Source organism: Nocardia sp. NPDC059764, from assembly GCF_042732555.1.
GTDB lineage: Bacteria > Actinomycetota > Actinomycetes > Mycobacteriales > Mycobacteriaceae > Nocardia.
The window spans coordinates 23,575-35,155 of sequence record NZ_JBHWHH010000067.1; the positions used below are offsets into that span (position 1 = coordinate 23,575).

The following is an 11,581-nucleotide window of genomic DNA, read 5'->3' on the forward strand; positions in this document are numbered from 1 at the left end:
AATTCGAGGTGGAGGCGCACACCGCGCGAGTGAACGCGGGCGCGGCAATCCGCACAGCCGTCGTCACGTAACTCCACCTCCCATCTCTCCTCATGCCGTCGCCGAGGCGAGGGCTCCCAACAAGAACGGGGACAACCTTGTCAGGCCGTCCCCGTCCGCGCAACGTATTTTCCGAGCCCTACGACGCGGGCTTGTCGAACTGCTCCCGGCGGCCCATCCGCTGCAGGCGTAGCCACTCCATCAGCCCGGCCGGGTCCTTCTGCTGCACCAGGAAGAACCAGCCGAAGCGGGCGACCTCCTGCGGCAACAGCTTGCGCATGCCCGGCTGAGCCATCAGGTAGCCGCGGTTGCGATAGGTGAAGTGCCGCTTGACCGGATCGTCCGGGTACTGGGTGTGCATGCGCCCGCCCAGGATCGGCTTGAACTCGGCCGACCCGTTCGGGTGCAGGTAGGCGGTCTGCAGGCAGGTGCCGAAGGGCAGCCCGGACCGCACCAGCCGCCGGTGCACCTCCACCTCGTCACCACGCACGAACAGCCGCAGGTCGGGGACGCCGATCTTGTCCACCGCGGTCGCGGACACCAGCGCGCCATTGAACAGCGAGGCGATGCCGGGCAGGAAGTCCTCGTCGCCCAGTTCGGACCGCAGTCGCCGCCACACCACGCCGCGGCGCAGCGGGAAGGCCAGCCGGTCCGGGTCGTCGATATCGGCGACCACCGGCGACACCTCGACCAGCGAGTGCCGTTCGGCGCAGTCGAAGAGGGTGGCGAGCACGTCGGGGCCCTCGGGCCGGCCGTCGTCGTCGGCCAGCCACACCCAGTCCGCGCCCATGCTGAGCGCGTGCAGCATGCCGAGCGCGAAACCGCCCGCGCCGCCCAGATTGTGTTCCGAACCCAGGTAGGTGGATTCGATGGGCTGCTGTTTCACCAGCTCGCCCACCTCGGACTCGTTGCCGTTGTCGACCACGATCAGATGGTCGACCGGACGGGTCTGGCTGCTCAGCACCTTCAGCGATTCGGCGAGCAGTTCCCGGCGTTTGTGCGTGACCACGATGGCGACGATGCGGGCCTCGTCGCCGTAAAGGGGGGTGGATGGCTCAGTCATGCGGGATTCCGTTCCGGTTCACGTTCACGTTCCAGATCCCGCAGCACCTGCGCCACGTGATCACCCGCCTCCGGGCCCTCGTAGGCCCGCACCACGTCCTCGATGCCGCCCTGCATGCGCACCTGTCCGTGATCGATCCACATGGCGTTGTCGCACAACTGGGCCAAGAACTCGTTGGAATGGCTGGCGAAGACGAGAATGCCAGAGCGCGAGACCAATTCCTGCAGACGCACCCGCGCCTTCTTCATGAATTCCGCGTCGACCGCGCCGATGCCCTCGTCGAGCAACAGGATCTCCGGATCGATGGAGGTCACCACGCCCATCGCCAGACGCACCCGCATACCGGTCGAGTAGGTGCGCAGCGGCATCGCCAAATAGTCACCCAGCTCGGTGAATTCGGCGATCTCGTCGATCTTGGACAGCATCTGCTTGCGGGTCTGCCCGAGGAACAGGCCGCGAATGATGATGTTGTCGTAACCGGAGACCTCGGGGTCCATGCCCACGCCGAGATCGAAGACCGGCGCCACCCGGCCGCGAATCCGCGCGCTGCCGCGGGTCGGTTCGTAGATGCCCGAAAGCAACCGCAGCAGTGTCGATTTGCCCGCGCCGTTGTGGCCGACCAAGCCGACGCGATCGCCTTCCTTCAGCGACAGCGAGATATCCCGCAGCGCCTCCACGACCACCACATCGGATTGGTTGCGCCCGATGGCCCCACCGGCCGAACCCAGTACCGCCTTCTTCAGCGATCGGGATTTGGCGTCGAAGATGGGGAATTCCACCCACGCGTTCTGGGTCTCGATACTCACACGGTCGGTCATTGAGCCTTCACACCCAGTAGGGGACTCGGGAACGGAACTTCTTCATAGCCAGTATCGCGACTATCCAGCCGACAGCGGTGATCGCCACCACCACAATCCAGCTGCGGAGGTGGATCGGGTCGCCCAGCAGGGGCGCGCGCACGATCTCCAGGTAGTGGAAGGTCGGTACCAGTTCGGCCAGCTTGGCCCGGTCGCTGGCGGTGCCCGACAGCGCCGAGGTCTTCCACATGACCGGGGTGAGCACGAACAACATCAGGGTGGTGCTGCCCAGGATCGGCGCCAGATCCCGATAGCGGGTGCTGAAGATGCCGAACACGATCGTCACCCAGATGGCATTGAGGAACAGCAGCACCAGGGCCGGAATCGCCAGCAGCGCCGACCAGTGCAGATGCCGCCAGATCCCGAACGCGGGCACCATCACCACGTAGATGATCAGGTTGTGGGCGAAGAACAGGAACTGCCGCCACACCAAGCGGTACACGTGCACGCTCAGCGCCGACGGCAGCTGTTTGATCAAGCCCTCATTCGCGATGAAGACGTCCGAGCCTTCGAGAATGCTGGCATTGATCACATTCCAGACGATCAAACCCACTGTCACGTACGGCAGATACGAACTCAGCGACTGCCCGAACAGTGTGGCGTAGAGCACGCCCATCGCGGCGGCCTGCAAGCCGGTGGCGATGGTGATCCAGAACGGGCCCAGCACCGAACGCCGGTACCGCTGCTTGATGTCCTGCCACCCCAATGCCAGCCATAGTTCACGCTGGGAGAACCCGTCGCGAAAATCCTTGAAGGCGCGACCGAAGGACTGGGAATCCGACACGAGCGGCACGGTCTCAGCGTCCGGGCGCACGTCGGTCTTCGCCGAGTCGGGGGGAGCAGCAGCAGGCACAGCACCCGACCTTATCGGAAGCATTTTGCCCTCCGCTTCGCTACGGGCGGGTTCACGGCGCTGGAGGTCTCGTTCTTCCCTCCCTCCGCTCCTCCAAGGCGCGGGTCTATGGAGCCGTTCGCTCCCCCGCTCCCCTCGGTCCAGAACGAGACGCGCCGCGAACACAGGGTGTTTCCGCCTCCGATGGGTGGCTCAGAGGTATTGACCGCCGCCTGCGCCCTGCTGTCCGCGGGGGTCGCCGTGGCTCATGCCGGGCGGGAGCGCCTGGCGCATCTGCTCGAGTTGGGCGCGCGCCGCCATCTGCTGGGCGAACAGGGCGGTCTGGATGCCGTGGAAGAGGCCCTCCAGCCAGCCGACCAGCTGGGCCTGGGCGATGCGCAGTTCCGCGTCGGAGGGGATGGTCTCGTCGGTGAAGGGCAGGGCCAGCCGCTCCAGCTCCTCGCGGAGTTCGGGGGCGAGGCCGGTTTCCAGTTCCTGGATGGAGGTGCGGTGGATCTCGCGCAGGCGGGTGCGGGAGGCGTCGTCCAGCGGCGCGTGCCGGACCTCCTCGAGCAGCTGCTTGATCATGGTGCCGATGCGCATGACCTTCGCGGGTTGCTCCACCATGTCGGCGAGCGACTCCTCCTTCTCCTGGGAGTCGTCCAGAATGCCCGAATTATCGTCACCGACAACCTGTCCGGTGATCTCCACCGGCTCGCCGCCGATCTGGGCCGCCGCCGGGATGAACAGCGGCTTCCCTTCGGGCCCGATCACGACAATGTTCTCCGGAACCCCATCGGATTGCGTCATGTCTCCCATCCTGCCCAATCCGCCCCGAACCCGCTGAGCCCACCCCGGTTCGTAACACGCCGATGACCCGCCGCGAAGTGTGACCAGACCCCTCGGTTCGCGGCCGTCCCGATTCTGGACCGACCGAGCGGGGGAGCGAACGGCTCCATAGACCTGCGCCTTGGAGGAGCGGAGGAAGAATCGGGACCAGAGGCCGCGAACCTGCCCCGGAGCGAAGTGGAGGGGGCACTATAAACACAGTCCCGTCCAGTTTGTTCGGTAGATGCAGGTCGTCCCTTTCTGTCAGGACGCTTCCATCCCTACCGTTACCCAGTCGTGCCCTCTCCCTTTAGAGTGGCCAGCATGACTTACGACGTCGCACGGGTGCGGGGCCTGATTCCGTCCCTGGGCGACGGCTGGATCCATCTAGACCCTCAAGCGGGCATGCTGGTCCCGGATTCGGTATCCCGGGCCGTCTCAACGGGTTTCCGGACCTCCGCCTTCTCACACTCCAATCGGCACGGCGCGGCCAAGCGCAGCGCCGCGATCCTGGAGGCCGCGCGCGAGGCCGTCGCCGATCTGGTCGGCGGCGATCCGGCGGGCGTGGTGCTCGGCCCGGATCGCGCGGTCCTGTTGGCCTGGCTGGCCGAATCGCTGAGCTCCCGGCTGGGTCTGGGCACGGGGATCGTGCTGTCGCGCCTGGATGACGAGGCGAATGTCGCGCCCTGGCTGCGCATCGCGAATCGCTATGGCGCGCACGTGCGCTGGGCCGAGGTCGAGATCGAGACCTGCGAGATGCCGGCCTGGCAGTTCGAGGAACTCATCGGACCCACCGCCCGCCTGGTCGCGCTGACCGCCGCCTCACCCATCGTGGGTTCCGCGCCCGCGGTCCGGGTGGCCGCGGACCGCGTGCACGAGGTCGGCGGCCTGCTGGTCGCCGACTGCTTCGGCGCCGCGCCCTACGCGCTCATCGACATCGACGAACTCAACGCCGACGTGATCGCCCTGAGCGCACCGGCCTGGGGCGGCCCGCAGATCGGCGCGCTGGTCTTCCGCGATCCGGCCTTCCTGGACCGGATTCCGTCCATGTCGCTGAATCCCTATGCCAAGGGCGCGGAACGGCTCGAGGTGGGCGGCCACCAGTACGCGCTGCTGGCCGGGCTGACCACCTCCATCGACTACCTGGCCTCGCTGGACGAGCGCGCCACCGGCACCCGCCGCGAACGCCTGGAGATGTCGATCACCTCGCTGCAGGACTATCACGATCAGCTCTTCGAGCATCTGATGGCGGTGCTGGACACCATCCCGAATCTGACCGTGATCGGCCGCGCCTCCACCCGCATCCCGACGGTGAGCTTCACCATCACGGGCATGCAGGCGGAGAAGGTCTCCGCCAAGCTGGCCGACGCCCGCATCGGCACGCTGAGCGGCTCCCACGGCGGCAGCCGCCTGCTCGACGCCCTGGGCGTCAATGACGAGGGCGGCGCGGTGACCATCGGACTCGCGCCCTACACAACGACTTTCGAGATCGACCAGCTCGGCCGCGCGCTGGCCGCCCTCGACACCTAGGCCCTAGACCTCGCGGATCTGCAGGATCACCTTGCCGACGGTCTCCTCGGAGTCCAGCAGCCGGTGCGCCCGCGCCACGTCGGTCACCGGAACCTCGGCCGACACCACCGGCGCCACCGTGCCGTCGGAGATCAACGGCCACAGGTGGCGGCGCAGTTCGGTGATGATCTCCGCCTTCGACCCGCGCCCGTGCTCGGGGCGGCGGCGCAGATTGGTGGCGTGCACCGACCCCCGCTTGCCCAGCAGGACGCCCAGATTCAGTTCCGCCTGCACCCCGCCCTGCATGCCGATCACCACCAGATGCCCATCCTCGGCGAGCGCCTCGACATTGCGCTTCAGATAGGACGCGCCCATATTGTCGAGAATGATGTCGGCGCCGGGATATTCGCTGTGCAGCGCGGTCACGAAATCGTGCTCGCGGTAATTGATCAGCACCGTCGCGCCCAATTCCGCGCATCGATCCAGCTTGAACTGCGATCCGGCCGTCACCGCCACCCGCGCGCCCAGCGCCCGCGCCACCTGGATGGCGTGCGTGCCGATACCGCTGCCGCCGCCGTGAATCAGCAGCAACTGCCCGCTGTGCAGGCCCGCGGTCATCACCAGGTTGGACCACACGGTGGCCGCCGCCTCGGGCAGCGCGGCCGCGGCGGCCACGTCCAGGCCGTCGGGTACCGGCAGCAGCTGGGAGGCGGGCGCGTTCACTCGTTCGGCGTAGCCGCCGCCGGCCAGCAGCGCGCACACCCGATCGCCGGGCCGCCAATCCCGTACGCCGGGACCGACTTCCGCGACGGTCCCGGACACCTCCAGGCCCAGGATCTCGCTCGCGCCGGTCGGCGGGGGATACAGGCCCTGCCGTTGCAGCAGGTCCGCGCGGTTCACCCCCGCGGCCGTCACATCGATCGCCACTTCGCCCGGTCCGGGCGCGGGCAGGTCGTCCACCTGCGCCCATTTCATGACCTCTGGCCCACCGAAACCGTCGAGTGTCACCGCATACATGAAAACGAGCCTACGACCGAGCCGCACCGATTACTGTCAGGCCACCCTCGGGCGCGGTACAGCATCCTCTCAGCTTCGACCGGCACCGTATGTGGAGGGATTCGAAAGGAGATTCCATGATCACCACCCTGGCCGTTCTCGGCGGCATGGTCATCCTGGCCGCCATGGCGATGTCCGGATTCGTCGCCAACGACGCCCCGCGCGCCCTGGTCCGCGTCCGAAACCGCCGATAGTCCCCAAGTACTCGCGACCCGATACGCGGCCGGGTCGAAGGTACTAGCGTTCCGGGGCATGAGCAGTTTCGTCGACTTCCAGAACGAGATCTATCTCGCCGGTCTGGCGGGCGCCGTCCCGGCGCTCCCGATGACCGCGGCGGGCCTGGAAGAGCGGGCTCGGGAAGAGCTGGATCCGGCGGCCTTCGCTTATGTGGCGGGCAGCGCGTCCTCCGAACGCACCGCGCACGCCAATCTCACCGCCTTCGAGAAGTACCGGCTGCTGCCGCGCGTGCTGCGCGGCGCGAGCGGGCCCGGCGCGCGCGACCACTCGGTCGAGGTGCTCGGAACCCGGTTGGCCGCACCGATTCTGACCGCGCCGGTCGGCGTGCTGGGTCTGCTGCGCGAGCGCGGCGAGACCTTCGTCGCCGACGTCACCAAGGAACTGGGCATCGGCATGTGCCTGTCCACCGCCGCCTCCTCCACCATCGAGGATGTGGGCGCCCGGGCCGGGGCCTGGTGGTATCAGCTGTACTGGCCCAATGACATGGAGCTGGCCCGCTCCTTCGTCGAACGCGCCGAGAAGTCCGGCGCCAAGGCCATCGTCGTCACCGCCGACACCCCCGCGCTGGGCTGGCGGCCCCGCGATCTCCAGCACGGCCATCTGCCGTTCCTGCATGGCCAGGGCATCGCCAACTACCTGTCCGACCCGGTCTTCCGGGCCAAGCTGAGCGCCCCGCCGGAGGAGAGCGAGGAGGCGCTGCGCGCGGCCGTGCTCACCTGGTCCGGGCTGTTCGGCAATCACGCGCTGCGCCCCGCGGACCTGGCCCGGCTGCGGGACTGGACCGAACTGCCCATCGCCGTGAAGGGCATCCTGCACCCCGACGACGCCCGCCAGGTGGTGGACGCGGGCGCGGACGCGGTGATCGTGAGCAATCACGGCGGCCGTCAGGTGGACGGGGCGATCGGCGCGCTGGACGCGCTGCCGACCATCGTGGCCACCGTCGGCGATCGCGCGGACGTGCTCTTCGACTCCGGCATCCGCACCGGCTCCGACGTCATGATCGCGCTGTCGCTGGGCGCCAAGGCCGTCCTCTACGGCCGCCCCTGGGTGTACGGCCTGGGCCTGGCGGGCGCGGACGGCGTGCGCCACGCGCTGCGTTGCCTGCTCGCGGATTTCGATGCGGCCATGGGGCTTTCGGGCTGCCGCGGTCCGCACGAACTGAGCCGCACCATGATCTCGTCCTACCGCGTTTAGCCTGCGCGCGCGGAGGAATCCCGCGGGGGAAACCGCGCGGGACCGCCGAGCTGAGGAGGGGCGATCACACGCCGTCACAACAATGAGCCGGTAGCCGCGGCCGCGAGCCGGAACACGCTCGAACCGAGGTGGCTCACCCCGGAGCAGCAGCGTGCCTGGCGCGCCTACCTGGACGGCAGCCAGCGCCTCATGTCCGACCTCAACCGGCAGCTGCAACGCGACTGCGACCTGTCCCTGGCCGACTACCGCATCCTGACCAAACTCTCCGAGGCCCCCGGCCGCGCCCTGCGCATGAGCGACCTCGCCGACGGCGTGCTGTCCTCCCGCAGCCGCCTCACCCACCAGATCCGCCGTATGGAGGCGCAGCGCATGGTCCGCCGCATCGCCTGCGAGGACGACGGCCGGGGCGTCCTGGCCCAGCTCACCGACGAGGGCCTGTGCCGGCTGCGGACCGCCGCGCCCGCCCACGTCGCCGCGGTCCGCCGGTTCTTCGTAGACCTGCTCACACCGCAGCAGCTGGCCGCGGTGGCCGCGGCCCTGGACCTGGTGAACCTGGCCGCCGACCACCGCGCGGACACCAGGTCGGCCGCCGATCTCGAGTGACCGGCGACGCCGATCCGGAAGCGGCAGGCCGACCGCACGCGCCATCAGTTACCATCAGTCCGCTTGGAAGCGTGGCAGAGCGGCCGAATGCACTCGCCTTGAAAGCGAGCGTTGTGAAAGCAACCGGGGGTTCAAATCCCTCCGCTTCCGCGTGAAGATGCTGGCGGCCAAGGGATTTCATACCCCTTGGCCGTCGGTATTTCGCCCTTCTAGGCGGGCAGATTCGCGAGCCAGTCGCGGATGATCGGGTCGGTGACCTCGGGGTGGGTGAACGGCACCGAGTGGGCCGCGCCCAGTCCCTCGATGGTCTCGACCCGGGTCGGACCGCCCAGCTGCGCGGCCAGTTCCTCGGTCTGGCGGCGGCTGTGGATCTGATCCTGCACCCCGTGCATGAGCAGCGCGGGGGCGGTGATGTCCTTGACCAGGTCGACGATGGACTCGCGGTCGATGAGGCAGCGACCGGCCTGTTCGAGCCGACGCCGGTCCGCGGCGTTCCACTTGTCGAGCCAGTAGCGGCGCTGTTCGCGGGTGCCGCCGATCATCTGCACCGCGATCGGGGTGGCGATGGGCTCCAGCGGGACGTCGCCCAGGATCCACTGGTTCATGATGATCATCTCGAAGCCAACGGATTCCGCGTCGTCGTAGGCGTCGGCCCGGGTGCCGATCAGGATCAGGCCGCGCACCCGCGCGGGCTGCAGCAGCGCCATGCGCATGCCGATCCAGCCGCCCTGCAGCAGGCCGCCCACGACCAGCCGGTCCAGGCCGAGGTGATCGATGACAGCCCATGCGTCCCACGCCAATCGCCAGTTGTCGAACGGCTCGGCCGGGTCCTCGGTGTGGCCGTGGCCGCGCGCGTCGATGGTGACGATCCGGTAGTCCGGGGCCAGGGACGCCTCCTGGGCGGCCCACATCTCGGTGTCCTGGAAGAAGCCGTGCATCAGCAGCACCGCCGGGCCGTCGCCGCCGGTGTCGCGATAATGGATCTTCGCCCCGTCTTCGGTCGTCACGAACGGCATGCGGCGGCGCCCCCTGTCAGGTCTTCGGTTGCGCCGGTGTGGATTCGAGGCGCGTGCCGACCCTAACAGGAACGTGTTCTAGATGTAGCGCGCGATCGTCGCCGGATCGGTGGCGAACTCCAGGAACACGTCGTTCTCGTGCGGATCGCCCGCCGTGACGCGCACGCCGTCCGCGCCGTAGGGCCGGATGATGACCCCCGCCTCGGTGCTGGCCGCCCCGTATTCGGCGCTGCGGTCGCCCAGCGGCAGCCAGACGAAGTTGGCGTGACTCGGCGGCACCCGGTAGCCCGCCGCCAGCAGCGCGGCGCGCATGCGATCCCGTTCGGCCACAACCGCATCGGTGCGCTCGATCAGCTCCGGCCGCGCCTCCAGCGACGCGATGGCCGCCGCCTGCGCCACCCGGCTCACGCTGAACGGGATGTGCACCTTCATCAGCGCGGTGATCACCTCGGGCGCGCCGACCGCGTAGCCGACGCGCAGCCCCGCCAGGCCGTACGCCTTCGAAAACGTCCGCAGCACCAGCACATTCGGGCGCGTGCGGCCCAGTTCGACGCCGTCCGGGAAGTCCTCGGCGGGCATCCGCACGTACTCGAAATACGCCTCGTCCAGCACCACCAGGACGTCGGAGGGCACCTTGTCGAGGAACTCCACGATCTCGGCCCGGCCGCGCGCGGTGCCGGTCGGATTGTTCGGGTTGCACACGAACACCACGCGGGTCTTCGGGGTGATCGCCGCCGCCAAAGCGTCCAGGTCGTGGGTGAATTCATCGTCCAGCGGCACCTGCACCGCCTTCGCGCCCGCCACCTGGGTGACGATCGGGTACGCCTCGAACGAGCGCCACGCGAACAGCACCTCGTCGTCGGGGTTGCGGCAGGCGATCTGCACCAACTCCTGGCAGAGCGCGACGCTGCCGCAGCCGGCCGCCACGTTCTCCAGTTCCACGCCCAGGAAATCCGCGATGGCGCCGCGCAATTCGATGGCGTGGTTGTCCGGGTACCGGTTGGACAGCTCGGCCGCCTCGGCAATGGCCTTGGTCACCGACGGCAGCGGCGGGAAGGTGGTCTCATTGCTGGCCAGCTTCACCGCGCCGGGGTGGGTCTTGCCGGCGACGTACGCCGGGATGGCATCGAGGTCCGGGCGAATGTGCGCGCTCACCCCTCCACCCTATGTCCAGTGCCGGCGGGGTCGCCCGGGGGTGTCGCCCGGTGTGCGCGAATGTCGGCCGGGGTTTGCTCGCCCGCCCCGAGCCGGGCTCGAATCGCGCTCGGCTGGAATATCTCCGGCCCTCCTGACCGGCGGAAAGATTTATCCCGTTTTTACCTGGCGCAACTACAGTGGCCCTATGTCGGGCATCTATCGAGAACTGGCCCCTGTGCACGACACCACCGCGGTAGCGCTGACCGTGCTCGAACCCGAGGGACACACACGCGGCGGCATCGTGGTGTTGCACGAATCACGTGAATTCACCGAGCCATTGCTGGAACTCATGCGAGCGCTCGCCGCCGACGGCTGGACCGTCGTCGCCCCCGACCTGTTCCACCGCCCCGCCAATGGCAGCCTCGTCGACCGCGTCTTCGGCGACGACCTCTTCGCCGACTTCGACGCCTGCTTCGAGTGGCTCACCGGACACGGCGTCTACCGCGACTGCATCGGCGTCCTCGGCTTCGACTCCGCCGGCACCGCCGCCGCCCTGGTCGCCACCAACCGCCGAGTCGGCGCGGCCGTCAGCGTCGCCGCCCCCGGCATCGAAACGCCCCTCACCGAGCAGGCCGTCGCCCTGCTCGCCGCCGCGCCCGCCTTCAAGGCCCCCTGGCTCGGCCTCTTCGGCGAGGACGACCCGCGCACGCCGCCCGATCAGGTGGACCGCCTCCGCGAGGCCGCCGCCCGCGCCGACGTCGCCACCCTGGTGGTCACCTACCCCGGTCTCCACCACCGCCCCGACCAACCCGGATTCGACCCCGCCGCCCTCGACGACGTCTCCGTGCTCGACGCACAGACCAGAATCTACGAATGGTTCGACTCGCACCTACGCTGACCAGCCGATTTGGCCTATTGGTCACCCGCTGTGTAATCTTCTGTCCCGGCGGTTCGAAAGGAACCGGCGCCCTCGAAGAGGGGCACCAGGAGGCGTGCCAGAGCGGCCGAATGGGACTCACTGCTAATGAGTTGTCCCTTCACGGGGACCGGAGGTTCAAATCCTCTCGCCTCCGCCACTGCCCGGTACGCCGGGTGGACATTTGAATAGACATGCGCCCGTAGCTCAACGGATAGAGCATCTGACTACGGATCAGAAGGTTAGGGGTTCGAATCCCTTCGGGCGCACAAACAAAGGCCCCACACCAAACGG

Annotated in this window: 11 protein-coding genes and 3 tRNA genes; 7 read left to right on the forward strand and 7 right to left on the reverse strand. The window is 68.4% G+C overall.

The window, feature by feature from the left end; translation table 11 throughout:
* Positions 1-178 precede the first annotated feature (178 nt).
* The 4 genes from ACFV4K_RS17060 to ACFV4K_RS17075 form a co-directional block, all read right to left on the reverse strand.
* Positions 179-1,102, reverse strand: a complete 924-nt coding sequence (locus ACFV4K_RS17060; protein WP_379275813.1) for a glycosyltransferase — start codon at positions 1,100-1,102, stop codon at positions 179-181.
* Positions 1,099-1,920, reverse strand: a complete 822-nt coding sequence (locus tag ACFV4K_RS17065; RefSeq protein WP_379275814.1) for an ABC transporter ATP-binding protein — start codon at positions 1,918-1,920, stop codon at positions 1,099-1,101. Before ACFV4K_RS17065 ends, ACFV4K_RS17060 begins: the two co-directional genes overlap by 4 nt.
* A 7-nt stretch (positions 1,921-1,927) precedes the next feature.
* Positions 1,928-2,836: an ABC transporter permease gene (locus ACFV4K_RS17070; RefSeq protein WP_379275815.1), complete on the reverse strand. Its 909-nt coding sequence runs from the start codon at positions 2,834-2,836 to the stop codon at positions 1,928-1,930.
* A 168-nt stretch (positions 2,837-3,004) separates the two neighbouring features.
* Positions 3,005-3,601 carry a bacterial proteasome activator family protein gene (locus ACFV4K_RS17075; RefSeq protein WP_379275817.1) on the reverse strand — a complete coding sequence of 199 codons (597 nt, stop codon included), beginning with the start codon at positions 3,599-3,601 and terminating at the stop codon, positions 3,005-3,007.
* Between the two features lie 342 nt (positions 3,602-3,943).
* Between ACFV4K_RS17075 and ACFV4K_RS17080 the strand changes: the two genes are divergently transcribed.
* The gene (locus tag ACFV4K_RS17080; protein ID WP_379275818.1) at positions 3,944-5,149 is read left to right on the forward strand and encodes a cysteine desulfurase-like protein; all 1,206 of its coding nucleotides are present in this window, start codon (positions 3,944-3,946) and stop codon (positions 5,147-5,149) included.
* Positions 5,150-5,152: 3 nt separating this feature from the next.
* Here the strand turns inward: ACFV4K_RS17080 and ACFV4K_RS17085 are convergent, their stop codons facing one another.
* Entirely contained in the window at positions 5,153-6,145 is a 993-nt protein-coding gene (locus ACFV4K_RS17085) for an NAD(P)H-quinone oxidoreductase (protein WP_379275819.1), read from the reverse strand.
* A 291-nt stretch (positions 6,146-6,436) separates the two neighbouring features.
* On the opposite strand from ACFV4K_RS17085, the gene ACFV4K_RS17090 reads away from it, so the two are divergent.
* The 3 genes from ACFV4K_RS17090 (at position 6,437) to ACFV4K_RS17100 (ending at position 8,368) form a co-directional block, all read left to right on the forward strand.
* The gene (locus ACFV4K_RS17090) at positions 6,437-7,615 is read left to right on the forward strand and encodes an alpha-hydroxy-acid oxidizing protein (RefSeq protein WP_379275820.1); all 1,179 of its coding nucleotides are present in this window, start codon (positions 6,437-6,439) and stop codon (positions 7,613-7,615) included.
* A 189-nt stretch (positions 7,616-7,804) separates the two neighbouring features.
* Positions 7,805-8,218 carry a MarR family winged helix-turn-helix transcriptional regulator gene (locus ACFV4K_RS17095; RefSeq protein ID WP_379275822.1) on the forward strand — a complete coding sequence of 138 codons (414 nt, stop codon included), beginning with the start codon at positions 7,805-7,807 and terminating at the stop codon, positions 8,216-8,218.
* A 65-nt stretch (positions 8,219-8,283) separates the two neighbouring features.
* A tRNA-Ser gene (locus ACFV4K_RS17100) sits at positions 8,284-8,368 on the forward strand.
* Positions 8,369-8,427: 59 nt separating this feature from the next.
* Here ACFV4K_RS17100 and ACFV4K_RS17105 read toward each other — a convergent pair.
* The gene (locus tag ACFV4K_RS17105) at positions 8,428-9,225 is read right to left on the reverse strand and encodes an alpha/beta hydrolase (RefSeq protein ID WP_357088058.1); all 798 of its coding nucleotides are present in this window, start codon (positions 9,223-9,225) and stop codon (positions 8,428-8,430) included.
* An 87-nt stretch (positions 9,226-9,312) separates the two neighbouring features.
* A complete protein-coding gene (gene hisC, locus ACFV4K_RS17110) occupies positions 9,313-10,389 on the reverse strand; it encodes a histidinol-phosphate transaminase (protein WP_379275824.1) in 1,077 nt (358 codons plus the stop codon).
* Between the two features lie 187 nt (positions 10,390-10,576).
* Here hisC and ACFV4K_RS17115 point away from each other — a divergent pair, with 187 nt between their 5' ends.
* The 3 genes from ACFV4K_RS17115 (at position 10,577) to ACFV4K_RS17125 (ending at position 11,556) form a co-directional block, all read left to right on the forward strand.
* Positions 10,577-11,269, forward strand: a complete 693-nt coding sequence (locus tag ACFV4K_RS17115) for a dienelactone hydrolase family protein (protein WP_379275826.1) — start codon at positions 10,577-10,579, stop codon at positions 11,267-11,269.
* Positions 11,270-11,357: 88 nt separating this feature from the next.
* Positions 11,358-11,447 (forward strand) — tRNA-Ser (locus ACFV4K_RS17120).
* 36 nt (positions 11,448-11,483) lie between these two features.
* Positions 11,484-11,556 (forward strand) — tRNA-Arg (locus ACFV4K_RS17125).
* Positions 11,557-11,581: the final 25 nt, after the last annotated feature.

Coding starts and splice junctions, on each gene's coding strand:
- ACFV4K_RS17060 (WP_379275813.1), bottom strand. CDS start 1,102: ATGACTGAGCCATCCACCCCCCTTTACGGCGACGAGGCCCGCATCGTC.
- ACFV4K_RS17065 (WP_379275814.1), bottom strand. CDS start 1,920: ATGACCGACCGTGTGAGTATCGAGACCCAGAACGCGTGGGTGGAATTC.
- ACFV4K_RS17070 (WP_379275815.1), bottom strand. CDS start 2,836: ATGCTTCCGATAAGGTCGGGTGCTGTGCCTGCTGCTGCTCCCCCCGAC.
- ACFV4K_RS17075 (WP_379275817.1), bottom strand. CDS start 3,601: ATGACGCAATCCGATGGGGTTCCGGAGAACATTGTCGTGATCGGGCCC.
- ACFV4K_RS17080 (WP_379275818.1), top strand. CDS start 3,944: ATGACTTACGACGTCGCACGGGTGCGGGGCCTGATTCCGTCCCTGGGC.
- ACFV4K_RS17085 (WP_379275819.1), bottom strand. CDS start 6,145: ATGTATGCGGTGACACTCGACGGTTTCGGTGGGCCAGAGGTCATGAAA.
- ACFV4K_RS17090 (WP_379275820.1), top strand. CDS start 6,437: ATGAGCAGTTTCGTCGACTTCCAGAACGAGATCTATCTCGCCGGTCTG.
- ACFV4K_RS17095 (WP_379275822.1), top strand. CDS start 7,805: ATGTCCGACCTCAACCGGCAGCTGCAACGCGACTGCGACCTGTCCCTG.
- ACFV4K_RS17115 (WP_379275826.1), top strand. CDS start 10,577: ATGTCGGGCATCTATCGAGAACTGGCCCCTGTGCACGACACCACCGCG.